This is a genomic window from Streptomyces sp. NPDC054883 (assembly GCF_053610645.1).
Genome location: NZ_JBSGYT010000039.1, coordinates 13,707 through 36,876, shown reverse-complemented (window position 1 = coordinate 36,876; position 23,170 = coordinate 13,707). Strand labels below are relative to the sequence as shown.

The 23,170-nt window shown below is 72.0% G+C and carries 19 protein-coding genes and 6 tRNA genes; 13 read left to right on the top strand and 12 right to left on the bottom strand.

Features of this window, described 5'->3' with window-relative positions:
* Positions 1-43 precede the first annotated feature (43 nt).
* Complete coding sequence (gene purM / locus ACWGH1_RS25340) at positions 44-1,114, top strand: phosphoribosylformylglycinamidine cyclo-ligase (protein WP_399277368.1); 1,071 nt, start codon at positions 44-46, stop codon at positions 1,112-1,114.
* Between the two features lie 96 nt (positions 1,115-1,210).
* On the opposite strand, the gene ACWGH1_RS25335 is transcribed toward purM, so the two are convergent.
* The gene (locus ACWGH1_RS25335; protein WP_136210589.1) at positions 1,211-1,474 is read right to left on the bottom strand and encodes a DUF3073 domain-containing protein; all 264 of its coding nucleotides are present in this window, start codon (positions 1,472-1,474) and stop codon (positions 1,211-1,213) included.
* Positions 1,475-1,786: 312 nt separating this feature from the next.
* On the bottom strand, positions 1,787-2,896 hold the full coding sequence (locus ACWGH1_RS25330) for a Leu/Phe/Val dehydrogenase (protein ID WP_453356993.1): 1,110 nt from the start codon (positions 2,894-2,896) through the stop codon (positions 1,787-1,789).
* 195 nt (positions 2,897-3,091) lie between these two features.
* On the opposite strand from ACWGH1_RS25330, the gene ACWGH1_RS25325 reads away from it, so the two are divergent.
* Positions 3,092-3,946, top strand: coding sequence for a hypothetical protein (locus ACWGH1_RS25325; protein ID WP_453356994.1), 855 nt, complete (start codon positions 3,092-3,094; stop codon positions 3,944-3,946).
* A 659-nt stretch (positions 3,947-4,605) separates the two neighbouring features.
* On the top strand, positions 4,606-4,812 hold the full coding sequence (gene bldC, locus ACWGH1_RS25320; protein WP_003949541.1) for a developmental transcriptional regulator BldC: 207 nt from the start codon (positions 4,606-4,608) through the stop codon (positions 4,810-4,812).
* A gap of 621 nt (positions 4,813-5,433) precedes the next feature.
* Here bldC and ACWGH1_RS25315 read toward each other — a convergent pair.
* Together ACWGH1_RS25315 and hrpA are read right to left on the bottom strand one after the other, a co-directional pair.
* Positions 5,434-5,507: transfer RNA gene (locus ACWGH1_RS25315), tRNA-Asp, on the bottom strand.
* A gap of 70 nt (positions 5,508-5,577) precedes the next feature.
* Positions 5,578-9,501, bottom strand: a complete 3,924-nt coding sequence (gene hrpA, locus ACWGH1_RS25310; protein ID WP_453409020.1) for an ATP-dependent RNA helicase HrpA — start codon at positions 9,499-9,501, stop codon at positions 5,578-5,580.
* Positions 9,502-9,619: 118 nt separating this feature from the next.
* Here hrpA and ACWGH1_RS25305 point away from each other — a divergent pair, with 118 nt between their 5' ends.
* From ACWGH1_RS25305 to ACWGH1_RS25295, 3 genes are all read left to right on the top strand, one after another.
* Positions 9,620-9,967 carry a hypothetical protein gene (locus ACWGH1_RS25305; RefSeq protein ID WP_453409019.1) on the top strand — a complete coding sequence of 116 codons (348 nt, stop codon included), beginning with the start codon at positions 9,620-9,622 and terminating at the stop codon, positions 9,965-9,967.
* 61 nt (positions 9,968-10,028) lie between these two features.
* The gene (locus tag ACWGH1_RS25300) at positions 10,029-10,751 is read left to right on the top strand and encodes a DsbA family protein (RefSeq protein ID WP_453356716.1); all 723 of its coding nucleotides are present in this window, start codon (positions 10,029-10,031) and stop codon (positions 10,749-10,751) included.
* Positions 10,748-11,578 (top strand): cytochrome c biogenesis CcdA family protein, encoded by an 831-nt coding sequence (locus ACWGH1_RS25295; protein ID WP_453356717.1) that lies wholly within the window; start codon positions 10,748-10,750, stop codon positions 11,576-11,578. Before ACWGH1_RS25300 ends, ACWGH1_RS25295 begins: the two co-directional genes overlap by 4 nt.
* Before the next feature lie 38 nt (positions 11,579-11,616).
* Here ACWGH1_RS25295 and ACWGH1_RS25290 read toward each other — a convergent pair.
* The 3 genes from ACWGH1_RS25290 to ACWGH1_RS25280 all read right to left on the bottom strand — a co-directional run bounded on the left by ACWGH1_RS25290 (position 11,617) and on the right by ACWGH1_RS25280 (position 11,900).
* Positions 11,617-11,693: transfer RNA gene (locus ACWGH1_RS25290), tRNA-Phe, on the bottom strand.
* Positions 11,694-11,715: 22 nt separating this feature from the next.
* A tRNA-Asp gene (locus tag ACWGH1_RS25285) sits at positions 11,716-11,789 on the bottom strand.
* Between the two features lie 38 nt (positions 11,790-11,827).
* A tRNA-Glu gene (locus tag ACWGH1_RS25280) sits at positions 11,828-11,900 on the bottom strand.
* A gap of 111 nt (positions 11,901-12,011) precedes the next feature.
* Here ACWGH1_RS25280 and ACWGH1_RS25275 point away from each other — a divergent pair.
* From ACWGH1_RS25275 to crcB, 3 genes are read left to right on the top strand one after another with little or no spacing between them, the layout of a single operon-like run.
* Complete coding sequence (locus tag ACWGH1_RS25275) at positions 12,012-12,362, top strand: metallopeptidase family protein (RefSeq protein WP_453356718.1); 351 nt, start codon at positions 12,012-12,014, stop codon at positions 12,360-12,362.
* A complete protein-coding gene (locus ACWGH1_RS25270) occupies positions 12,359-12,838 on the top strand; it encodes a FluC/FEX family fluoride channel (RefSeq protein WP_453356719.1) in 480 nt (159 codons plus the stop codon). Before ACWGH1_RS25275 ends, ACWGH1_RS25270 begins: the two co-directional genes overlap by 4 nt.
* Positions 12,835-13,209 carry a fluoride efflux transporter CrcB gene (crcB, locus tag ACWGH1_RS25265; RefSeq protein ID WP_453356720.1) on the top strand — a complete coding sequence of 125 codons (375 nt, stop codon included), beginning with the start codon at positions 12,835-12,837 and terminating at the stop codon, positions 13,207-13,209. Before ACWGH1_RS25270 ends, crcB begins: the two co-directional genes overlap by 4 nt.
* 431 nt (positions 13,210-13,640) lie before the next feature.
* Here the strand turns inward: crcB and ACWGH1_RS25260 are convergent, their stop codons facing one another.
* On the bottom strand, positions 13,641-13,820 hold the full coding sequence (locus ACWGH1_RS25260) for a hypothetical protein (RefSeq protein WP_453357307.1): 180 nt from the start codon (positions 13,818-13,820) through the stop codon (positions 13,641-13,643).
* Positions 13,821-14,122: 302 nt separating this feature from the next.
* On the opposite strand from ACWGH1_RS25260, the gene ACWGH1_RS25255 reads away from it, so the two are divergent.
* Complete coding sequence (locus ACWGH1_RS25255) at positions 14,123-16,333, top strand: DEAD/DEAH box helicase (protein ID WP_453409018.1); 2,211 nt, start codon at positions 14,123-14,125, stop codon at positions 16,331-16,333.
* Between the two features lie 152 nt (positions 16,334-16,485).
* On the opposite strand, the gene ACWGH1_RS25250 is transcribed toward ACWGH1_RS25255, so the two are convergent.
* Positions 16,486-16,558 (bottom strand) — tRNA-Lys (locus tag ACWGH1_RS25250).
* Positions 16,559-16,870: 312 nt separating this feature from the next.
* Here ACWGH1_RS25250 and ACWGH1_RS25245 point away from each other — a divergent pair.
* From ACWGH1_RS25245 to ACWGH1_RS25235, 3 genes are all read left to right on the top strand, one after another.
* Positions 16,871-16,944: transfer RNA gene (locus tag ACWGH1_RS25245), tRNA-Met, on the top strand.
* A gap of 200 nt (positions 16,945-17,144) precedes the next feature.
* A complete protein-coding gene (locus ACWGH1_RS25240; RefSeq protein ID WP_453353202.1) occupies positions 17,145-18,317 on the top strand; it encodes a PP2C family protein-serine/threonine phosphatase in 1,173 nt (390 codons plus the stop codon).
* Positions 18,318-18,634: 317 nt separating this feature from the next.
* Positions 18,635-19,690, top strand: coding sequence for a M23 family metallopeptidase (locus tag ACWGH1_RS25235; protein ID WP_453353201.1), 1,056 nt, complete (start codon positions 18,635-18,637; stop codon positions 19,688-19,690).
* On the opposite strand, the gene ACWGH1_RS25230 is transcribed toward ACWGH1_RS25235, so the two are convergent.
* From ACWGH1_RS25230 to lhgO, 3 genes are all read right to left on the bottom strand, one after another.
* Complete coding sequence (locus tag ACWGH1_RS25230) at positions 19,680-20,972, bottom strand: PrsW family intramembrane metalloprotease (protein ID WP_453353200.1); 1,293 nt, start codon at positions 20,970-20,972, stop codon at positions 19,680-19,682. The genes ACWGH1_RS25235 and ACWGH1_RS25230 overlap by 11 nt on opposite strands.
* A gap of 43 nt (positions 20,973-21,015) precedes the next feature.
* Entirely contained in the window at positions 21,016-21,828 is an 813-nt protein-coding gene (gene trmB / locus ACWGH1_RS25225) for a tRNA (guanosine(46)-N7)-methyltransferase TrmB (protein WP_453353199.1), read from the bottom strand.
* Positions 21,829-21,950: 122 nt separating this feature from the next.
* A complete protein-coding gene (lhgO, locus tag ACWGH1_RS25220) occupies positions 21,951-23,153 on the bottom strand; it encodes an L-2-hydroxyglutarate oxidase (RefSeq protein ID WP_453353203.1) in 1,203 nt (400 codons plus the stop codon).
* Positions 23,154-23,170: the final 17 nt, after the last annotated feature.

The following is a 23,170-nucleotide window of genomic DNA, read 5'->3' as shown; positions in this document are numbered from 1 at the left end:
CCGTGCACCACCCGCAGTAACGACACGAAAGCTCTCTCCTGTCATGACAGAGAAGACCACCGGTGCCAGCTACGCAGCAGCAGGTGTCGACATCGAAGCGGGAGACCGCGCCGTCGAGCTCATGAAGGAGTGGGTGAAGAAGACGCAGCGCCCCGAGGTCCTCGGCGGCCTCGGCGGGTTCGCCGGCCTCTTCGACGCCTCCGCCCTCAAGCGGTACGAGCGCCCCCTGCTCGCCTCCGCCACCGACGGCGTCGGCACCAAGGTGGACGTCGCCCGCCGGCTCGGCGTGTACGACACCATCGGCCACGACCTGGTCGCGATGGTCATGGACGACATCGTCGTCTGCGGCGCCGAACCGCTCTTCATGACCGACTACATCTGCGTCGGCAAGGTGCACCCCGAGCGTGTCGCGGCCATCGTCAAGGGCATCGCCGAGGGCTGTGTCCTCGCCGGCTGCGCCCTGGTGGGCGGCGAGACCGCCGAGCACCCGGGCCTGCTGGGCCCGGACGACTTCGACGTGGCGGGCGCGGGCACCGGTGTGGTCGAGTACGACCGGCTGCTGGGCGCGGATCGCATCCGTACGGGTGACGCCGTCATCGCGATGGCATCGTCCGGCCTTCACTCGAACGGGTACTCGCTGGTCCGCCACGTCCTGCTCGACCAGGCCGGCATGGCCCTGGAGCAGCACGTCGACGAGCTCGGCCGGACCCTCGGCGAGGAACTGCTGGAGCCGACCAAGATCTACTCGCTGGACTGCATGGCCCTCACCCGTACGGCCGAGGTCCACGCGTACTCGCACATCACGGGCGGCGGCCTCGCCGCCAACCTCGCCCGGGTGATCCCGGACCACCTGCACGCCACGGTCGACCGCTCGACCTGGGCGCCCGGCGCCATCTTCGACCTGGTCGGCAGGACCGGCCGGGTGGAGCAGCTGGAGCTGGAGAAGACGCTGAACATGGGCGTCGGCATGATGGCCGTCGTCCCGCAGGAGTCGGTGGACGTGGCCCTGACCGCGCTGGCCGACCGGGGCGTCGACGCCTGGGTCGCGGGGGAGATCCTGGACCGCGGCGACCACACCGAGGGCGCGACCCTCACCGGTTCCTACGCAAGCTGAGCAGCACTGAAACCCGGTCCGGGGCCATGCCCTGGACCGGGTTTCACTACTTCGAGTCGCTCAAGACTCTGAGCGGGTGCAGACGCGGTGTGTGCGTCAAGCGCCGCGACGGTGCGCCGACGGACCGGACTCCTCGTCCTCGTCCTCGTCGTCATCGCTGTTGTACAGCTCCGCGTACTTGGCGTACGGGTCGTCGTCGTCCAGATCGTCATCGACTTCGACCGGCGCGCTGATAGGCAGCGGCTCTGTCGGCGATGCGCCCAGCTCATTGGCCAGACGCGAGAGGTCAGTCCCGCCGCTGTTGTACTTCAGCTGGCGGGCGACCTTTGTCTGCTTGGCCTTGGCCCGGCCGCGCCCCATGGCTCGACCCCCTCGGTGACGGGGCTCGACGGCCCCAGAGTCTGACACGCGTTCATGTTTCGGAGCGGGCTCTCCGTGGAGAGACCGTCCGTAGGTGTTCAACGGTACCTGCTTCCGCGGCCATACGGTACGCCGCCCGCATGACGCGCCCCGGTGCAGGACCAACGAGACACCCCGTACTCGCTGGTCAGCTGCGATTTTAACCCTTTCCTGGCGGACGACCCGCCGAAGCGCAGTGAGTTCCGTCTCCCCTGCGGTCCGGGGGACCCTTCCGGCGGTAGCGGAAGGGTCCCCCGGACGTCGCGGGACGGATCAGACCGCGCGCGCGGCGCGGGCGTCCGACATCCGCTGCTCGGCGATCCGGTCCGCCGCCGCGGCCGGCGGGATCCCATCCGCCTTCGCACGTGCGAATATGGCCAGCGTGGTGTCGAAGATCTTCGCCGCCTTCGCCTTGCAGCGATCGAAGTCGAAGCCGTGCAGCTCGTCCGCGACCTGGATGACACCGCCTGCGTTCACCACGTAGTCGGGGGCGTAGAGGATCCCGCGGTCCGCGAGGTCCTTCTCCACCCCCGGGTGGGCGAGCTGGTTGTTCGCCGCGCCGCACACGACCTTCGCGGTCAGGGCCGGCACCGACTCGTCGTTCAGCGCACCGCCCAGCGCGCAGGGCGCGTAGATGTCCAGGCCCTCGACGCGGATCAGCGCGTCCGTGCCGGCGACGGCGGTGACCCGGCCCGCGTACTTCCCGGTGGCGTGCTTGTCGAGGATCGTCTGCACCGAGTCCAGGCGGACGTCGGTGATCACGACCTCGGCGCCGTCCTCCAGCAGGTGCTCGACCAGGTGCTTGCCGACCTTGCCGACACCCGCGACCGCGACCTTGCGGCCGCGCAGCGTCGGGTCGCCCCACAGGTGCTGGGCGCTCGCGCGCATGCCCTGGAACACGCCGAAGGAGGTGAGCACGGAGGAGTCGCCCGCGCCGCCGTTCTCGGGGGAGCGGCCCGTCGCCCAGCGGGTCTCGCGGGCCACCACGTCCATGTCCGCGACGTACGTGCCGACGTCGCAGGCGGTCACGTAGCGGCCGCCGAGGGAGTCCACGAACCGGCCGTAGGCCAGCAGCAGTTCCTCGCTCTTCAGGGTGTCCGGGTCACCGATGATGACGGCCTTGCCGCCGCCGTGGTCGAGACCGGCGAGGGCGTTCTTGTACGACATGCCGCGCGAGAGGTTCAGCGCGTCGAGGACGGCTTCCTCGTCCGAGGCGTACGCGTGGAAGCGCGTGCCGCCGAGGGCCGGGCCCAGGGCGGTGGAGTGGATCGCGATGACGGCCTTGAGGCCCGTGGCTCGGTCCTGGCACAGCACGACTTGCTCGTGGCCGCCCTGCTCCGTGCGGAACAGGGTGTGCAGGACGCCGTCGGTCATTTCGGTCACGGTGGTGACTCCCATGGAAGAGATGCGGCGGAAAGACGCCCGCCCTGCGGGTGGGGGAGGGCGTGCTGGGAGCAGCGTAAGACCTGGACGGCGGATGGGAACGCCCTGTCCGTAGATCGGAACACTCCCGGGTTACCGGCGATGCGGGGACCCCCGTGCGGAGTACCGCCGGGCGGGTCGGGGGAGTACGAGAGCGTGAGCGAATCCGCCGACCGCCGACTGCCCTCCGCGCGCACCGGGCCGACCGTCCCGTACGCCTCCTACCTGCGAGTCTACGAGCCCCTGGCGGCCTTCCCCGAGGCCGAGCGCGCGCACTGGGCCGGCTACGCCCGGCGCGGGGACGCCCCGACCGCCCAGGACGAACTGCGCAGGTCGCTGGCGGACTTGGTTCGGGTACCCGTGGTCGGGGTGCCGGCGCACGAGAGCGGGGACGCGTTCACGGCGGAGCTGGGCGGGGCGCTGCTGGTCTGCCCGTGGCGGACCAGGCTGCGCGGCTGGCTGGCGCTCCAGGAGCTGGAGGCGGACTTCCCGCGTCCGGTGCTGGACGCGGCGCTGCCCCCGTCGGCCCGCCGCCGGGCGACCGAGGCGTACGAGGCCTGGCGCGAGCGGAACCCGGACGGGCGGCCGTGGATCCGCACCGCGGTGTGGCAGGTCCCGCTGCGCTGGTTCGTGCTGGTTGCGGACGAGGAGCGGGAGTACCTGCCGGGCGAGCGGCTGCGCTACCGGACGCCGATGGTGCAGGCCCGGCGGCGCCTGGCGCGCGGGCTGCGGACGCTGCGGGCCGCGGAGGGCTACGGGGTGCTCGCCGAGGCCCTGGTGGAGGTCGGGAGCTGGCTGGAGGAGTTCCACCCGCGCTCGATGGTGGAGCTGGACTACGGCGGGCTGCTGTACGCACTGCCGGAGGCCGCCCTGGCCGGCGACCGCTCGGCCCGCGACCTGGCGGCGGGCATCGCGGCGCTGCGGGCGGGGGACGCGGAGGGCGCGGCCGGGACGTACGCGGAGCTGGCGGAACGCTGGAGGGCGGTCCGGGAGCGGCTCTTCGCGAACTAGCGCCGCGGCCGGGCCGGGCGAGCGGCCCGATGCCCGCGCTCCGGCGGGGAGGGCACCGGGGCGGCGCCCGGACGGCGCCGGGGGGCCTTCCGGGGCGGCATCGGCCGAACCGGCCCGGATTGTCCCTAGCGGAGGGCGCCGGGTCACCCGTATCGTCCGATCGGCCGTAAAACGCAGATCAGAGGCTTGATCGCGGCATTTGGGTCTTTGTTCCAGGACCTACGTCCCGATCCGGGCCATTGACTCAAGCGTGACGGACCGCACTAACTACACCCTTGCGCCCTTCCCCTACCCTCGTGCCAAAATAGGACAAGGAGTCCGGGGAGGGTTCCTTCCACCCAACTTTGGGCGGAATGCTCGGTATTGCGCTCTACGGGGGGTCTGACGACTCCTGATCGCTCTGTGACTGATCGTCACAGTGGGGTGACTGTCCGTTATGGGACGGTCCATCGGCTTCCGCCGCTGATGAACACCTCGGAGGGCAATTCCATCGGTTTGGCCGTCGAGGCTGGACGGATGGTGTAGTTGTAGTGCCGAGGACAAGCCGTTCGTCCTATAACCGACTCGGCCTGCGTATGTCCATTTCGGGCAACGTGGGCCAAGGTGCAGAATTTAGAGGAAAGAACCGAGATGGTTCGGTTCTCCCGAGGAGGCCGCTCATGACCGCTCGCACCCCTGATGCCGAGCCGCTGCTGACCCCGGCTGAGGTTGCCACGATGTTCCGCGTGGACCCGAAGACGGTCACCCGCTGGGCCAAGGCTGGCAAGCTCACGTCCATCCGCACCCTGGGTGGACACCGCCGTTATCGCGAGGCTGAGGTCCGCGCACTGCTCGCGGGAATTCCGCAGCAGCGCAGCGAGGCCTGAGGCTCGCGGCACCACCCCTTTTTTTGGGGACAGCTCCCGGCGATCGCCGGGGGAGGGCATGAACCGGATCCCCCAATCCGATGAAACCCACAAGGCTTCAAACGGCGGGACCTGCCCCAACAGGTTCTCGTCGTTCGATCGCGCTGGACTCCGCCGGGTCCAGCGCGGTCTTTTTTTATGCCCGGAGGGGGCCCGAATCGCCGGTACCCGGGGAGCCCGGCCGGACGGGTGCCATTGCACATATTAAATCGAGTCGCCATATGGGTGCGATAAATGTGCGACTCGCGGAAACTCGTGTGGTGACACCCGTCACAGCTGATGCCTCTTGTACATCCGGCAATGCACCCGCAAGGGGACGTGTCACCCGTCCGCCTCACGCGAAAGGAGGATGCGGGTGCGCGGCGCCGTCCGTCCGCCCCCTCTGTGCGACGGGCCGCCGGAGGGCGCGTACGGGCCCGTGGGCGCCCCGGAGGCCCCCACGGGCACCCAGGAGAACCGCCGGCCCCCTTGGGCGGCCGAGTGCCCGGCTCCGGCGCCTCCACGGCCACGACGGGCGGGCGGCCGACCCGACAACGCGTCAGGGCCCGCATCCCCTGGGGGATGCGGGCCCTGACGTTTCTGCGAACCTGACGGGACTTGAACCCGCGACCTCCACCTTGACAGGGTGGCGAGCTAACCAACTGCTCCACAGGTCCTCGATGCACCACCCAGCGGGCGGCTGCGAATCAGACTGTACAGCAGCTCAGGGGGTGCAGTCGAACCGGATCAGGGCGCCGCGGCGTCCACCGCCTTCACGATGCGCTTGTCGGAGACCGGGTACGCCGTGCCGAGCGCGTGCGCGAAGTAACTGACGCGCAGTTCCTCGATCATCCAGCGGATCTCGGTGACCGCCTCCGGCACCGGGCGGCCCTTCGGCAACTGCTCCAGCAGCCACAGGTACTCGTCCCGCATCTCGTGGACCTTCTCCATGCGGGTCGTGTCCCGCTGGACGCCCGTGGGCATCTGCTGGAGCCGCCGGTCGGCCGCCACCAGGTAGCGCATCAGGTCCGGCAGCCGCCGCAGCCCCGTCAGCGTCACGAAGCCCGCCGGCATCAGCGCCGCCAGCTGCGCCTTCACGTCCTGGACGTTCGCCATCAACGCCAGGCTGTTGGTGGACTTCACGCGTCGCTCGCAGGCCTGCCAGGCGGCCAGGATCTGCTGGACCTGCCCGACGGTGCGCACGGTCGTGTCCACCAGATCGGCCCGTACCGCGTCGAACAGCTTCCGGAAGCCCGCCTCGTCCCATGCCGGACCGCCGTGGTCGGCGATCAGCTTGTCCGTCGCCGCCGTCGCGCAGTCCTCGAACAGCGCCTGGACCGAACCGTGCGGATTGCGGGACAGAGCCAGCTTCTGCTGGTTGGTCAGCTTGTCCGAGGCGAACTTGGCCGGGTTGACCGGGATGTTGAGCAGGATCAGCTTCCGGGTGCCGAGCCACATCGCCCGCTGCTGCTCGGCCTCGGTGTCGAAGAGCCGTACGGACACGCTGTCGCCGGCGTCCACCAGCGCCGGGTACGCCTTCACCGGCTGGCCCGCGCGCCGGGTCTCGAAGACCTTGCTCAGCGTCCCGATCGTCCAGTCCGTCAGCCCGGTCCGCTCCACCGACTCCCCGCCCGCCCGCTCGGCGGTGGCCGCGGCGGCCTTGGACAGGGCCTGGCGGGCCTTCGGCTTGAGCTGGAGGCGCAGCGCCTCCAGGTCCTTGGCCTCGGCGAGCTTCTTGCGCCGCTCGTCGACGATCCGGAAGGTGATCTTCAAGTGGTCCGGGATGCGGCCCAGGTCGAAGTCCTCGGCCGCGACCGGCACCCCGACCATCCGGTGCAGCTCGCGCGCCAGCGTCACGTGCAGCGGCTCCTGGAGCGGCTGCGCCGTCGCCAGGAAGCGGGCCGCGTAGTTCGGAGCGGGCACGTAGTGGCGGCGGACCGGCTTGGGCAGAGAGCGGATCAGCTCGGTGACGACCTCTTCCCGAAGGCCCGGGATCTGCCAGTCGAAGCCCTCGTCGGTGACCTGGTTCAGCACCTGGAGCGGGATGTGCACGGTCACGCCGTCCGCGTCCGCGCCCGGTTCGAACTGGTAGGTCACCCGGAACTTCAGCTGCCCCTGCCGCCAGGTGTCCGGGTAGTCGGCCTTGGTGACCCCGGCCGCCTTCTCGGTCAGCAGCATCTCGCGCTCGAAGTCGAGGAGTTCGGGCTCCTCGCGCTTCTTGTGCTTCCACCAGGAGTCGAAGTGCGCCCCCGACACCACGTGCTCGGGGATGCGCTGGTCGTAGAAGTCGAACAGGGTCTCGTCGTCCACGACGATGTCCCGGCGCCGGGCCCGGTTCTCCAGCTCCTCCACCTCGGTGAGGAGCTTGCGGTTGTCGGCGTAGAACTTGTGGTGGGTCCGCCAGTCGCCCTCGACCAGCGCGTTGCGGATGAACAGCTCCCGCGAGACCTCGGGGTCGATACGGCCGTAATTGATCTTCCGCTGGGCCACGATCGGCACGCCGTACAGCGTGACCTTCTCGTACGCCATCACGGCGGCCTGGTCCTTCTCCCAGTGCGGCTCGCTGTAGGTGCGCTTGATCAGGTGCTCCGCGAGCGGCTCCACCCACTCCGGCTCCACCTTGGCGTTCACCCGGGCCCACAGCCGGGAGGTCTCCACCAGCTCCGCCGACATCAGGAACTTCGGCTGCTTCTTGAACAGCGCCGAGCCCGGGAAGATCGCGAACTTGGCGCCCCGGGCGCCGAGGTACTCGTTCTTGTCGGTGTCCTTGAGTCCGATGTGCGAGAGCAGCCCGGCCAGCAGCGAGACGTGGACGCTCTGCTCGGGGGCGTCGGCGTCATTGACGTGGATGCCCATCGTCTTGGCGACCGTACGCAGCTGCGAGTAGATGTCCTGCCACTCGCGGATCCGGAGGAAGTTCAGGTACTCCTGCTTGCACATCCGGCGGAAGGAGGACGAGCCGCGCTCCTTCTGCTGTTCGCGGATGTACCGCCACATGTTCAGGAACGACAGGAAGTCGCTCGTCTCGTCCTTGAACCGGGCGTGGTTCTGATCGGCCTGCGTCTGCTTGTCCGAGGGCCGCTCGCGCGGGTCCTGGATGGACAGGGCCGCCGCGATGACCATCACCTCGCGGACGCAGTTGTTCTTGTCCGCCTCCACGACCATGCGGGCCAGGCGCGGGTCGACCGGCAGCTGGGAGAGCTGGCGGCCCATCGGGGTGAGCCGCTTGCGGGCGTCCTTCTCCGACGGGTCCAGCGCGCCGAGCTCCTGGAGGAGCTGCACGCCGTCGCGGATGTTGCGGTGGTCCGGCGGGTCGATGAAGGGGAACTTCTCGATCTCTCCGAGGCCGGCCGCGGTCATCTGCAGGATGACGGAGGCCAGGTTGGTGCGCAGGATTTCGGCGTCGGTGAACTCCGGGCGGGCGTTGAAGTCGTCCTCGGAGTACAGCCGGATGCAGATTCCGTCGCTGGTACGGCCGCAGCGGCCCTTGCGCTGGTTGGCGCTGGCCTGCGAGATCCGCTCGATGGGCAGCCGCTGCACCTTGGTGCGGTGGCTGTAGCGGGAGATCCGGGCGGTGCCCGGGTCGATCACGTACTTGATGCCCGGCACGGTCAGCGAGGTCTCGGCGACGTTCGTCGCGAGGACGATCCGGCGCCCCGTGTGCTGCTGGAAGACGCGGTGCTGCTCGGCGTGCGAGAGGCGTGCGTAGAGGGGCAGCACCTCGGTGAAGCGCAGATTCCGTTTGTTCAGTGCGTCCGCCGTGTCGCGGATCTCGCGCTCGCCGGAGAGGAACACCAGGACGTCGCCCGGCCCCTCGGACTGGAGCTCGTCCACGGCCTCGCAGATCGCGGTGATCTGGTCGCGGTCGCTGTCCTCGGAGTCGTCTTCCAACAGGGGCCGGTACCGCACCTCCACCGGGTACGTCCGGCCGCTGACCTCCACGACCGGCGCGTCCCCGAAGTGCCGGGAGAACCGCTGCGGGTCGATGGTCGCCGAAGTGATCACGACCTTGAGGTCGGGGCGCTTCGGCAGCAGCTGGGACAGGTAGCCCAGCAGGAAGTCGATGTTCAGGGACCGCTCGTGCGCCTCGTCGATGATGATCGTGTCGTACGCGCGCAGTTCGCGGTCCGTCTGGATCTCGGCGAGCAGGATGCCGTCCGTCATCAGCTTCACGAAGGTGGCGTCCTGGTCCACCTGGTCGGTGAAGCGGACCTTCCAGCCGACGGTCTGCCCGATCTCGGACTTCAGCTCCTCGGCGATCCGCTCCGCGACCGTGCGGGCGGCGATCCGGCGGGGCTGGGTGTGCCCGATCATGCCCCGGACGCCGCGGCCGAGCTCCATGCAGATCTTCGGGATCTGCGTGGTCTTGCCGGAGCCGGTCTCGCCCGCGACGATCACGACCTGGTGGTCGCGTATCGCCTCGGCGATCTCGTCCTTCTTCTGGCTGACGGGCAGGTTCTCGGGATACGTGACCGCAGGTCTGCGCGAGGCACGGCCGGCCAGACGCGCGGCGGCCTTCTCGGCCTCCGCGGCGATCTCGTCGAGCACGGCCTGCCTGGCCTCGGTCTTTCGGATGCGGCGGGCGCCTTCGAGGCGGCGGCCGAGGCGGTGCGCGTCACGGAGGGAGATCTCACCGAGAAGCGTCTGCAGGGCGGCGAAGGAAGTAGACATACCTGATCGAGGATCTCACCCGGGAGCGTCGGGTGGCGAACGCATTTGTTGCTCCTGCCCGTACCATTTCGGGACGAGATCACCTTAAACCGACCGTGCCCCGAGTGAGAGGCCTGCCATGTCCCGCGCCCGTGGAGTGTGGTGGCTGCTCGGCGCCGTCCTCGCGGTGCTGCTGGCGGGCACGGCTCCCGCGGCCCCCTCGGCCGCCGAAGCGCCCGTCGCGGGTGCCGAGGCCACCGCCGTGGCGTACGAGGGCCACGGCCCGGCCTGCTCGCCCGGCGCGGGGGACCACGGTCAGGCCCCTGCCGTGCCGCCGCGCGACGGGCGGGACCACGCCTGCGCCCCGGCGGTCCGGCTCCCGGCCGGGCCGGACCCCGTCGCCCGGGCGGTGCCGGCGGGGGTGCGCGTGCGCGGGCCGGACCGCCCGGCGCCGGGACCGCTGGAGCTGTCCGTGATGCGGGTGTAGCGGACCGGCCTGCCCGCCGGTCCCCTCACTCACACCCGCAACACCGCTCTGGAGCACCCGTATGCCTTCCGCCCCCTCCCGCAAGCCCCTGCTGTACGCCGCCGGGACCGCCCTCGCCGCGATCACCCTCGGCATCGTGTCCTGGCAGGCCACCGCGCCCCGGGACCACACCGCCGCCTCCGCCTCCTCGGCCTCCGCGCCCGGGGCCGCCGGGGCGCCGGACCCGCTGGCGGCCCTCGCCCGCCGCGAGGACGGCGACAAGCTCGCCGCCGGGCGCGCCGACGCCCCCGTGGTGCTGATCGAGTACTCCGACTTCAAGTGCGGCTATTGCGGCAAGTTCGCCCGCGACACCGAACCCGTGCTCATGCGCAAGTACGTGGAGGACGGCACCCTGCGCATCGAGTGGCGCAACTTCCCGATCTTCGGTGCCGAGTCGGAGGCCGCCGCCAAGGCCGCCTGGGCCGCGGGCCGGCAGGACCGGTTCGCGCAGTTCCACGCGGCCGCGTACGCCGAGGGGGCCAAGGAGAAGGGCTTCGGCGAGGAACGGCTGACCGAGCTGGCCCGCCAGGCCGGGGTGCCCGATCTCGACCGCTTCCGGCAGGACACGGCCGGCGCCGCGGCCTCCGGCGCCCTGCGCAAGGACCAGGAGGAGGGCTACCGGATCGGGGTCACCTCCACCCCCTCCTTCCTGGTCAACGGGGAGCCGCTGGCCGGCGCGCAGCCGCTCGGCGCCTTCGAGGCGGCCATCACCCGGGCCAAGGCGCAGGCGCGGGCCGCGAAGTGAACGGCATCGGATACCTCGCCGCCCTGCTGGGCGGCCTGCTGGCGCTGCTCAGCCCGTGCAGTGCGCTGCTGCTGCCCGCCTTCTTCGCGTACTCGATCGACTCCGCCTCCCGGCTGCTGGCCCGGACCGGAATCTTCTACGCGGGCCTCGCGAGCACCCTCGTACCGCTGGGCGCGGCCGGTTCGTACGCGGGCCGCTTCTTCCACGGGCACCGGGACGGGCTGGTCCTGGCGGGCGGCTGGCTGATCATCGCCCTCGGCGTCGCCCAGCTCCTCGGCCTGGGCTTCGCCTCCAAGCGGGCCGCCGAACTCTCGGGCCGGATCCGTCCGGCCACCGCCCTGTCGGTGTACGCCCTGGGCGCGCTCTACGGGCTGGCCGGATTCTGCGCCGGGCCGATCCTGGGCAGCGTGCTGACGGTGGCCGCGGTCAGCGCCAGCCCGGTCTACGGCGGGCTGCTGCTGGCGGTGTACGCCCTGGGCATGGCCGTACCGCTGTTCCTGCTGGCACTGCTGTGGGAGCGCTTCGACCTGGGCCGGCGGCGCTGGCTGCGCGGGCGGACCGTCGCGTTCGGCCGGCTCGGGCTGCACACCACCTCGCTGCTGTCCGGGCTGTTCTTCATCACCCTGGGCGCGCTGTTCCTGCTCTACGACGGGGCGAGCGCCCTGCCCGGGCTGCTGGACGTGGACGACTCGTTCGCCGTCGAGCGGCGGGTCCAGTCGGTGACGCGGGCCGTACCGGACTGGGCGGTGCTGGCGCTGGTGGCCGTAGGAGCCCCGGCGGTGGCGCTGGCACGGTGGCGCCGCAAGGCCCGGGAGACCACCGGGTGACGCAGGAAGGCCCCGTCCGATGGACGGGGCCTTCCCTGTGGTGGCTGGGGCCGGGGTCGAACCGGCGACCTATCGCTTTTCAGGCGATCGCTCGTACCAACTGAGCTACCCAGCCACGAGACTGTTTCCAGCCTCAGCGATCCTGACGGGACTTGAACCCGCGACCTCCACCTTGACAGGGTGGCGAGCTAACCAACTGCTCCACAGGACCTGGTTTGTGCAAGAACAAGTCTTGCACATGGTGTTGCGTACCCCCAACGGGATTCGAACCCGTGCTACCGCCTTGAAAGGGCGGCGTCCTGGGCCACTAGACGATGAGGGCTAAAGGCCCGCCGGGCACTTTTCAGCGCGTCGGGGACGTGAGAAGCATATGGGATGTCGGGACCTATCGCCAAAACGGTTTCCGCGAGTGTCCCGGAGGGACAATGACCGGGTGCTGGAGATGACGCGCGAGGAGTTCGAGGAACTCGTCGCAGAGGCCCTGGACCGGATCCCGCCCGAGCTCACCCGCCTGATGGACAACGTGGCGGTCTTCGTCGAGGACGAGCCGCCCGCCGCGGACCCGGAGCTGCTCGGTCTCTACGAGGGCACCCCCCTGACCGACCGCGGCGAGTGGTACGCCGGGGTCCTCCCCGACCGGATCACCATCTACCGCAACCCCACCTTGCGCATGTGCGAGGACCGGGAGAGCGTGGTCGCGGAGACGGAGGTCACGGTCGTGCACGAGATCGCCCACCACTTCGGGATCGACGACGAGCGGCTCCACGACCTGGGCTACGGATGACCCGGCCGGTCGGCGGCGCCGAGGCGATCGACCCGGACGTCGACCTCCATGTGCCGCAGCAGCGAGCCGAACCGCAGGGGCGGGTGCTCGCGGCCGTGGCGGCGGGCGGGGCCGCGGGCGCCTCGGCGCGGTACGGGCTCGCCCTGCTGTGGCCGGCCGGGCCCGGCGCGTTCCCGTGGGCGACCTTCTGGACCAACGTGGCGGGCTGCGCGCTGATCGGGGTGCTCATGGTGCTGATCAGCGAGGGCGGCCGGACGGCGCCGCACCCGCTGCTGCGGCCGTTCGCGGGGGTCGGGGTGCTGGGCGGTTTCACCACCTTCTCCACGTACGCGGCGGACTTCTCGCGGCTGCTGGACGAGGGGGAAGCCGCCACCGCGCTCTGGTACGCCGGGCTGACGGTGGCCGCGGCGCTGGGGGCGGTCTGGGCGGCGGCGGCCGCGACCCGGCTCGCCCTGCGGGGCCGGGGGCGCGCGTGAACTGGCTGGTCGTGGTGGTGGGTGCGGTGGCCGGGGCGCCGCTGCGCTACCTCACCGACCGGGCGGTGCAGGCCCGGCACGATTCGGTCTTCCCGTGGGGGACCTTCGTGGTGAACGCGGCCGCCTGCCTGGCGCTGGGGCTGCTGACCGGGGCCGCGCTGGCCGGGGCGGCCTCCTCGCGGCTCGGCCTGCTGCTCGGCACGGGGCTGTGCGGGGCGCTCAGCACGTACTCGACGTTCTCCTACGAGACCCTGCGGCTGGCCGAGCGCGGCTGGAAGTTCCTGGCCGTCGCGAACGTGGCGGCTTCGGTGCTGGTCGGGCTGGGTTCCGTACACCTCGGGTCGCAGGTGGCGCGAGCGCTGTTCGCCTGAGGGCGTGTCTCTTACGGGGTAAAGGGAGTTGGGCACATTGACCCGCCCGGTGCGGATCGTGCTCCCTGTCCCCTTCCGGAGGTGCCACCCGTGCGCCAGTTGTCCGCTTCTCTCCGACTGGCCGCTGCCGCGCTCGCGGTCGCGGCGTCGGCCGGCTGCATGAGCGTCGGCGAGGACGCCGCCAAGCCCGGTCCATCCGCCTCGGTGGGTGACAAGGGCCTCACCGCCGTCGGGGGCACCAGCTCCGGACGCGGATCCGGAGTGCACGGCGACGGCCACAGCACGAAGGACGCGGCCGGCAACCCCTCGGGCAAGCCCGGGGAGCCCGGCAAGGCCGCCGGCGGGGCGGGTGCCTCGCCCAGCCCGGGCGCGCCGGCCGGGCGGCCCGGGATCCCCTCGCCGTCGGCCGGGCCGGGCGGTGGCGCGGGCGGTCAGGGGTCCCAGGTGCCGTCGGGCGGCGGGTCGGGGGCCGGCGGTGGTTCCGGTTCCGCCGGGTCGGGCTCCGGCGGGTCCGGTTCCGGGTCGGGATCGGGGTCCGGGTCGGGCTCCGGCGGGCCCGTCGCATCGCCGCCCACGCAGCCGCCCACCGAGCCGCCTGTGACGGAACCCACGCCGACGCCTCCGCCGCAGCCGCAGCCCGATCCGAGCCCTCCGGCAGCGTAGGACCGACTCGACCGCACCCACCCCTCGGGGCATCGCCGCAGGTCAGAACCTTTCTTCGGGAGGAACTTGCCAGACCCCGGGGAGGGTGCGTATGGTTATAGATCGTTTGATCCCATTGCCCGGCGCCGAATCCGAAGAGCGCCGTGTGGCGCGTACTCTCCCTAGCCGTGGCTGACCGCATTGAGGCGGTCGATTTGCGATTCACGGAGTTTGGGCGCGTGCCGAGACTCCGGAAGGTTTCGCATTTCGCATGTCCATTTCCAGTTCTGACCGTGCCGTCATGCCCGAGAACGACTCCAACGAGATCGTCGACGCCGTTGAGGCCCTTGTGGTCACCGAGGCCATCGAGGCCGCCGAGGCGAACGACATCATCGAGGCTCTTGAGGCCGATGTGACGACCGACCAGTCCACCGACGCCGCCTCCGACGAGGCCGACGCCGAGCCCGGCATCACCTTCGGCGACCTCGGTCTGCCCGAGGGCATCGTGCGCAAGCTCGCGCAGAACGGCGTCACCGCCCCCTTCCCGATCCAGGCCGCGACCATCCCGGACGCCCTGGCCGGCAAGGACATCCTCGGCCGCGGCCGCACCGGCTCCGGCAAGACCCTCTCCTTCGGTCTGCCGACCCTGGCCTCGCTGGCCGGCGGCCACACCGAGAAGAAGAAGCCCCGAGCGATCATCCTCACGCCGACGCGTGAACTCGCGATGCAGGTCGCGGACGCCCTCCAGCCCTACGGCGACGTCCTCGGCCTCAAGATGAAGGTCGTCTGCGGCGGTACCTCCATGGGCAACCAGATCTACGCCCTGGAGCGCGGCGTCGACGTCCTCGTCGCCACCCCGGGCCGCCTGCGCGACATCATCAACCGCGGCGCCTGCTCCCTCGAGAACGTCAAGATCGCCGTCCTCGACGAGGCCGACCAGATGGCCGACCTGGGCTTCCTGCCCGAGGTCACCGAGCTGCTCGACCAGATCCCCGGCGGCGGCCAGCGCATGCTCTTCTCCGCCACCATGGAGAACGAGATCGGCACCCTGGTCAAGCGCTACCTGTCCAACCCCGTCACGCACGAGGTCGACAGCGCCCAGGGCAACGTCACGACCATGACGCACCACGTGCTCGTCGTGAAGCCGAAGGACAAGGCGCCGGTCACGGCCGCCATCGCCGCCCGCAAGGGCCGCACCATCATCTTCGTCCGCACCCAGCTGGGCGCCGACCGCATCGCCGAGCAGCTCATCGAGGCCGGCGTGAAGGCCGACGCGCTGCACGGCGGCATGACGCAGGGCGCCCGTACCCGCGTCCTCGCCGACTTCAAGGACGGCTACGTCAACGCGCTCGTCGCCACCGACGTCGCCGCCCGCGGCATCCACGTCGACGGCATCGACCTGGTCCTGAACGTGGACCCGGCCGGCGACCACAAGGACTACCTGCACCGCTCGGGCCGTACCGCCCGCGCCGGCAAGTCCGGTGTCGTCGTGTCGCTGGCGCTCCCGCACCAGCGCCGCCAGATCTTCCGCCTGATGGAGGACGCGGGCGTCGACGCCTCGCGCCACATCGTCCAGGGCGTCGGCGCCTTCGACCCCGAGGTCGCCGAGATCACCGGTGCCCGTTCGCTGACGCAGGTCCAGGCCGACTCCGCGAACAACGCCGCCAAGCAGGCCGAGCGCGAGGTCGCCGACCTCACCAAGCAGCTGGAGCGCGCGACCCGTCGCGCCGCGGAGCTGCGCGAGGAGGCCGACCGCCTCGTTGCCCGTTCCGCCCGTGAGCGCGGCGAGGACCCGGAGGCCGCTGTCGCCGAGGTGGCCGAGGCCGCCGAGGCCGAGGTCGCGGCTGCCGTCGCGGCCGAGCCGGTCGTCGAGGAGCGCCCGGCCTTCCAGAGCCGTGACGAGCGCGGCAACTACGAGCGCCGCGACAACCGTCGTGACGACCGCGGTGGCGACCGTGGCGGCTTCCGCCGTGACGACCGTCCGTCGGGTGGCTTCCGTTCCGGTGGCGACCGTCCGTCCGGTGGGTTCCGTTCCGGTGGCGACCGTCCGTCCGGTGGTTTCCGTCGGGATGACCGTCCGTCGGGTGGTTTCAACCGTGACGACCGTGGTGGCGACCGTGGCGGCTTCCGTCGCGATGACCGTCCGTCCGGTGGGTTCCGTTCCGGTGGCGACCGTCCGTCCGGTGGTTTCCGCCGCGATGACCGTCCGTCGGGTGGTTTCAACCGTGACGACCGTGGTGGCGACAACCGTGGTGGCGACAACCGTGGTGGCGACAACCGTGGCGGTGGCTTCCGCCGTGACGACCGTCCGTCCGGTGGCTTCCGTTCCGGCGGCGGCGACCGTCCGTCCGGTGGCTTCCGTGCCGGTGGCGGTGACCGCCCCTACGGCCGCCGTGACGACAACCGCCCCTCCGGCTCCGGTTCCACCGGTTCCTTCGGCGGCCGTCGTGACGACAAGCCGCGCTGGAAGCGCAACGGCTGACGGCTGACCGTCCTCTGACGCAGACTCGGCCCCCACGGCACTCCGGTGCGGTGGGGGCCGAGCCCGTTCCCCGGGCCCGCCGACCCGTCGGCTCCGGGGGAACGACGAACGCCCCGCCCGGCTGGAACCGGACGGGGCGCTGCGCTGAGCAGTAGGCCATGTCGGACTCGAACCGACAACCAACGGATTAAAAGTCCGCTGCTCTGCCAATTGAGCTAATGGCCCTCGGCGTGCTCACCCCAGAGCATAGCCGCAGCGGGCCGCGAGGCCGATCGGGTATCGACCGGAGTGGCCCGGGCGGGTTCCCGCGAGCGGCACCGACGGGTGCGTGGCGCCGCCGGCCGTGCGGTCGGGGGAGGGAACTTGCACCGCGCGGGCCGGTGTTCGTCGCCCGGGCTGCCGCCGACCGATGGCGGCCACTGCCCCCGCGGAACCTTTCTGCACGGCGCTGACCTGCGATTATGGTCGGTCGGAGGGGGTCCGGGACGGTAATTGGCGGGAGCCGTCCCCCGAATGACGTAGAGTTGTGTTTACCGACGCGGGGTGGAGCAGCTCGGTAGCTCGCTGGGCTCATAACCCAGAGGTCGTAGGTTCAAATCCTGCCCCCGCTACTCAGTACGAAGGCCCGGTTCCCTTTGGGGAGCCGGGCCTTCGTCGTTCCCTGCGTCCGTGGCCCCGCCTTCGCCGTCCTCGCCGCCGTCACCCGGACGGCCTCGGCCGGGTCGACGGATGGGCCCGCCCGGCGACAGCCTTGGGGGGCGAGGTGGCAGCGTGCCCGCACCCCGCGAGGGACCGGGCGGCAGGAGACAGCGTGGTGGGGCGGAGCCGGCAGGACAGCGACGAGCTCGTGACGGGCCCCGGCGACGGCGTGGCCCGGCGGGTGGTCCGGACGCTGCCGTTCGTGCTGATCGTTCTGGGCTTCGTCTTCGACCTGGCGTCACCGCCGAGCTACACGGGTTCGCCGTTCTTCTCCGCCGCCCCGTTGATCGCGGCTCCGCTCTACTCGTTCCGGGCGACGGCTCTGACGGGGTGCGCCGCCTCGCTCGCGGTGGTCGTGCTGCGCGCCTACGCCGACACCGGCGCGCGGGCCGAGGCGCTGACCGAGCTGGCGACCGTGGTCACCGTGTCCGGGATGGCGTTGCTGATCAACCGGGTCGTGCGGCGCAGCGGGGAGCGGCTCGCCTCGGCGCGCGAGATCGCCGAGGCCGCCCAACGGGCCGTACTGCCCACCCCGGCCGAGCGGATCGGGGGCTTGCAGGTCGCCGCCCGGTACGAGGCCGCGCAGGCGGACGCCTTCATCGGCGGGGACCTGTACGCGGTGCAGGACACCCCGTACGGGGTGCGGCTGGTGGTGGGCGACGTACGGGGGAAGGGGCTGGGGGCGGTGGAGGCCGTCGCGGTGGTGCTCGGCGCCTTCCGGGAGGCGGCGGAGACCGAGCCGACGCTGGAGGCGCTCGCGCAGCGGCTGGAGCGGGCCCTGGCCCGGGAGGGCGTGCGGCGTGACAGCCTCGACGCGGTGGAGGGGTTCACGACCTGCGTGCTCGGTGAGGTCCCGGCGGGCACGGAGGTGCTGCGGCTCGTCAACCGGGGCCACCCCGAGCCGCTGCTGCTGTACCCGGACGGCCGTCTGGTGGCGCTCGCCCCGCGCGAACCCGCGCTGCCACTGGGGATGGGCGAGCTGGGCGGCTGGCCCGACCGGGCGGACGAGGGGCCCTTCCCGGCGGGCAGCACGCTGCTGCTGTACACGGACGGGCTGACGGAGGCCCGGGACGCGGCGGGGGAGTTCTACGATCCGGCGGCCCGGCTGCGGGGGCGGGTCTTCCCGGGGCCGGACGAGCTGCTGGACGCGCTGAGCACCGACGTACGCCGGCACACGGGCGGTGGGGCCACGGACGACATGGCGCTGCTGGCCGTGGGGCGCCCGGCGCGGGGGCAGCCGGACCGGCGCCGCACGGTGCCGGTGGTGCGGCGCGGCGGCGGGTAGGGCCTGCGGCAGGGCATGCGGCATCACCCTGGGTGTTCGGGCCGCGCCCTTGAGTGAGGCGGGGCAGTGGGGCGGGGGTCGGCCGTTGTGGCGTGAAGTCATGGGTGGTGGAACGATATTCGCCCCAGATGGCCATCAATGGGCGCAATGTTCAGGCCAACGCTGTGCGGACGGTGGCTGATTGGGGTTAACGATCAATCGCTACAGCTTGGAATCACTCCCCCGCGTCTATTACCGTTCGATAACGCAGCGCGGTCGTCCCAGCCGTCGCAAGAGACGGCACCGTGCGCGTTCCCGCCCATGAGGAGTGTGCCCCCGTGGCCTCCAACTCGCCTGCCCACGAAGGCACCGACATCCAGGAGACGCCCACCGCCGGCGCCTGGGGCGAGTGGAACCCGACCGAGGACTCGGCCCGCCCGGTCCGCGGCAAGCACCGGGTGCCGAAGCCGCGCGGCGGACTGGCCCGCAGCTCGACCGTGCTCGGCGTCGGCGTGATCGCGGCGGTCGGAGCCGGCGGCATAGCCACCGCGCAGGACCGGCCCCAGGCCGCCATATCCCTGCCTTCGTTCCCGGACCTGCTGGGCGGCGGCGACCACGGAGCCGCACAGGCCGCCGTGCCGGCCTCCGCGGCGACGGTCGCACCGGGCGGGGAGCGGGCGCAGGAGCCGGGTCCGGGGCACGCCGACGCCGGTGAGGCGCTGCTCCACCGGATCCTGCAGCAGGCCGAGTCGCAGCAGGACACCGCCGAGAGCCAGGCCCGGGCGGACGCCGAGCGGGTGGCGCGAGAAGCCGCGGCCCAAGAGGCCAAGGCGCAGCGGGAGGCGGCGCAGAAGGAGGCCGACGAGGCCCGCGCGGCGGCACAAGCGCGTGCGGCCGCCGAGCAGGAGGCGGCGCAGCAGCAGGCCGCCCAGCAGCAGGCGGCGAAGGACGGGGCCGGATCGGCGCACGCGGAGGGCGCCGCGGCGGTGCCGGCGGCCGGCGGCTATGCGCTGCCGACCTCCGCCTACACCCTCACCTCACACTACGGGGACTCCGGCTCCATGTGGTCCTCCGGCCACCACACCGGCCTCGACTTCGCCGCGCCGACCGGTACCCCGGTCAAGGCCGTGGGCGGCGGCACCGTCATCTCGGCGGGCTGGTCCGGTGCGTACGGCTACCGGATCGTGCTCCGCCTCGATGACGGCACGGAGATCTGGTACTGCCACCTGTCCTCGATGTCGGTGACCTCCGGCGCGGTCGGTACGGGGGACACCATCGGCCGGGTCGGCGCGACCGGCAACGTCACCGGGGCCCACCTCCACCTGGAAGTGCGCCGGGGCGGCTCCACGATGGACCCGCTGGCCTGGCTGACGTCCAAGGGGCTCAGCGTCTAGCGTCCGCAGCCCCGGTGTTCGAAGTCCTCGCCCGTGCCGGTCTGGGGCTCGGTACGACGCCGGGCCGGGCCGGTACCGGGACCGGGTCGAACCACGGCGGCAGGAGCTCCTCCAGCACCGCCGCCCGGGAGAGGGCGGGTCCGGCGGTCGCCCGGCGCAGCCACAGGCCCCGCAGCAACTCCCGCTCGTGCAGCGCGAAGTCCCGCTCCCGGACCGGGCCGCCGCGACGGGCGCGGTGGCGCAGCAGGGCGAGGGCGGCCGCGTCCGCCTCGTACAGGGCGACGGCTCTGCCCGCGGCCCGGCCGCCGGTGCGCCGGGCCAGGGAACGGGCCAGCGAGCGGGCCGGGATCGAAGCCAGGGCCGGCACCTCCGCCGGACCGAGCCAGCCCGCGGCGGCGTACACCGCCAGTTCGGTGGCGACGGCCCGCAGCCGGCGCTGCCGTATCCGCACCGCCAGCCACAGCAGCAGCCCGAACACCGGGACCATCACGCAGCCGTAGACCACGTAGAACCCGTACTCCCCGAAGCGGGAGGAGCTGTTCCACAGCGCGTGCAGGCCCATGGCGGCGGCCAGCCCGAGCAACGGCAGGCCGATCCGGCCCCGTCGGCGCCGACTGAGCGCGGCCATGCCGAAGCCGAGCCCGGTGAGCACCGTGAACAGCGGGTGCGCGAACGGCGACAGCACTATCCGTACGAAGAAGGTCGCCGCCGTGACGGAGTCGAGTACGCCGCTGCCGTCGGCCACGTCCTCGTCGAAGGCGTTGCCCAGGTAGAGGATGTTCTCGGTGAAGGCGAAGCCGGTGGCGGTGAACCCGGCGAGGACGAAGCCGTCGGCGGGCCCGGCCAGCCGTCGTCTTCGGAGCACGAACACCAGCAGCAGGGCCGCCGCCTTGGCGCTTTCCTCGACCACCGGAGCGATCACCACTGAGCCGAGCTGGTCCGCATCGGAGGGGTCGGCGGTGGCCGCGGCTATCCACTGGGTGGCGAAGCTGTTGGCCAGTATGGCGATCAGCGCCGCGGCGCAGGCCCCCCAGCCGCAGCAGAACAGCAACTGCCGCCAAGGGCCGGGCGCGGCCCGCCCGAGCCACCGGAACGCCGCCATGAGCGGCGGCACCGGCAGCACGGCCAGGGCGATGCCCACGCAGAAGCCGGCCGTGCCGGTCTGCCGCCGTACGAGTTCGAGGATCGCGACGCCGGGCGCGGCGAGCAGGACGACGAGCACGCGCGTACGGACCGGGTCCGACGGACGCGCGAGCACACCTGACAGCGCTCGGTACTCCACCTCATCACCCTAGCGAGCCGGTCTGACACGGGGAGTGACGTTGTCAGTTCTCCGTACGACGGAAGAGCAAGTCGTGTACCACGTGCCCCTTGTCGAGGCCCTGACCCTCGAAGCGGGTCAGCGGTCGGAAGTCGGGGCGCGGCGCGTAGCCGCCGTCGGGCCGGGTGTTCTCGAACTTAGGGTGCGCGGTGAGCACTTCGAGCATCTGCTTGGCGTACGGCTCCCAGTCGGTCGCGCAGTGCAGGACAGCGCCCGGCGCCAGCCGGGTGGCGGCGAGGTCGAGGAACTCCGGCTGGATCAGGCGCCGCTTGTGGTGGCGGGCCTTGGGCCAGGGGTCGGGGAAGTAGACGCGCAGTCCGGCGAGGGAGTCCGGCGGCAGCATCTCGCGGAGCAGGATGATGGCGTCGCCGTTGGCGACGCGGACGTTGGTCAGCCCGTTCCGCTCGGCGAGGGCGAGGAGGTTGCCCTGGCCCGGGGTGTGCACGTCGGCCGCGAGGATGCCGGTGCCGGGGTCGGCGGCGGCCATCTGCGCGGTGGCCTCGCCCATGCCGAAGCCGATCTCCAGGACGACCGGGAGACCGTCGAACATCGCCTTGAGGTCGATGACCTCGTGCCCGTCGATGTCCAGGCCCCAGGTGCCCCAGAGCCGCTTCAAGGCTTCGCCCTGCCCGGTCGTCACCCGGCTGCGCCGCGGCTGGAAGCTGCGGATGCGGCGCTCGTGGTGCGAGCCGGCCGGGTCGGGGGCGGGCCCGTCGGGGAAGCGGGGCTCGGTGCGCCACTTCGGGGGCGTGTACGAGGCGGCGCCCTCTGCGGGGGCGCTGGCGCTCGGCGGCTGGGGGTTCAGGGACTCAGACACAATATGCCGATTCTACGACTCGGGCACCGCCCCGTTCCGCGCTGGCGATGGCGCACAGCCGCCGGTGCCCACAGCCGCCGACCGCGCCGCCGTGCGTTCGCCGGGCCGCCGGACGCGCGGGGTCAGCTCGCGGCGAGGGCAGCCAGGGCGCGGCGGGCCACCTCGCGGCCGATCGGGAGGGACGCGGTCGCTGCCGGCGACGGGGCGTTCAGGACGTGCACCGTACGGGGCGCCTCCCGGATCAGGAAGTCGTCCACCAGCGTCCCGTCCCGCAGGACGGCCTGTGCCCGCACCCCCGCCGCCGCCGGGACCAGGTCCGCCGGGGAGACCCCCGGCAGCAGCCGCCGCACCGCCTCGGTGAAGGCCCGCTTCGACAGCGAACGCCGGATCTCCCCGGCGCCGTACCGCCAGTGCCGCGCGGCCATCCGCCAGGATCCGGGCCAGGCCAGCTCGTCTGCGAGGTCCCGCGGCGAGGCCGTGCCCCAGCCGTACCCCTCGCGTGCCAGGGCCGGCACCGCGTTCGGCCCGACATGGACCCCGCCCCCGATGCCCCGGGTCAGGTGCACCCCGAGGAAGGGGAACGCCGGATCCGGCACCGGATAGACCAGCCCGCGCACCAGCGACGGCCGGGCCAGGTCGTAGTACTCCCCCCTGAACGGCACGATCCGCATCCCGGGTTCGTCGCCGGCCAGCCGGGCGATCCGGTCGCACTGCAGGCCCGCGCAGTTCACCAGCACCCGGGCGCGCACCACCGCGCCGGCCGTCGTGCGGACCGCGACGCCGCCCGGGCGGCGCGAGATCAGGTCCACTGCCCCGCCGTAGACGATCTCCGCACCCGAGGCCTCCGCCAGCTGCGCCGCGACCTGCCCGTAGTCCACGATCCCGGTCGTGCCGACATGGATCGCCGCCAGGCCCCGCACCTCCGGCTCGTACTCCGTGATCTGCGCCGGCCCCAGCTCCCGCACCGGGATGCCGTTCTCCCGGCCCCGCTGCACCAGTGCGTGCAGTCGCGGCAGCTCGTCCCGCTCGGTGGCGACGATCAGCTTCCCGGTCACCTCGTGCGCGATGCCGTGCTCGGCGCAGAACTTGACCATCTCGGCGGCTCCGCGCACCGCGAACCGCGCCTTCAGGGAGCCGGGACGGTAGTAGATGCCGCTGTGGATCACCCCGCTGTTGCGGCCCGTCTGGTGCCGGGCCGGACCGGCCTCCTTCTCCAGGACGGTCACCCGGGTGCCCGGAGCCAGGCGCGACAAGGCATGCGCTGTCGACAGACCGACGATCCCGCCGCCGATCACCAGTACGTCACAGTCCACGCCCACGCCCATGCCGCCGCCCAACCCGA

What these genes read in the sequence shown, in the direction of transcription:
- purM (WP_399277368.1), top strand. Translation starts at nt 44, where the DNA reads ATGACAGAGAAGACCACCGGTGCCAGCTACGCAGCAGCAGGTGTCGAC.
- ACWGH1_RS25335 (WP_136210589.1), bottom strand. Translation starts at nt 1,474, where the DNA reads ATGGGGCGCGGCCGGGCCAAGGCCAAGCAGACAAAGGTCGCCCGCCAG.
- bldC (WP_003949541.1), top strand. Translation starts at nt 4,606, where the DNA reads ATGACCGCTCGCACCCCTGATGCCGAGCCGCTGCTGACCCCGGCTGAG.
- hrpA (WP_453409020.1), bottom strand. Translation starts at nt 9,501, where the DNA reads ATGTCTACTTCCTTCGCCGCCCTGCAGACGCTTCTCGGTGAGATCTCC.
- ACWGH1_RS25305 (WP_453409019.1), top strand. Translation starts at nt 9,620, where the DNA reads ATGTCCCGCGCCCGTGGAGTGTGGTGGCTGCTCGGCGCCGTCCTCGCG.
- ACWGH1_RS25300 (WP_453356716.1), top strand. Translation starts at nt 10,029, where the DNA reads ATGCCTTCCGCCCCCTCCCGCAAGCCCCTGCTGTACGCCGCCGGGACC.
- ACWGH1_RS25270 (WP_453356719.1), top strand. Translation starts at nt 12,359, where the DNA reads ATGACCCGGCCGGTCGGCGGCGCCGAGGCGATCGACCCGGACGTCGAC.
- ACWGH1_RS25255 (WP_453409018.1), top strand. Translation starts at nt 14,123, where the DNA reads ATGTCCATTTCCAGTTCTGACCGTGCCGTCATGCCCGAGAACGACTCC.
- lhgO (WP_453353203.1), bottom strand. Translation starts at nt 23,153, where the DNA reads ATGGGCGTGGGCGTGGACTGTGACGTACTGGTGATCGGCGGCGGGATC.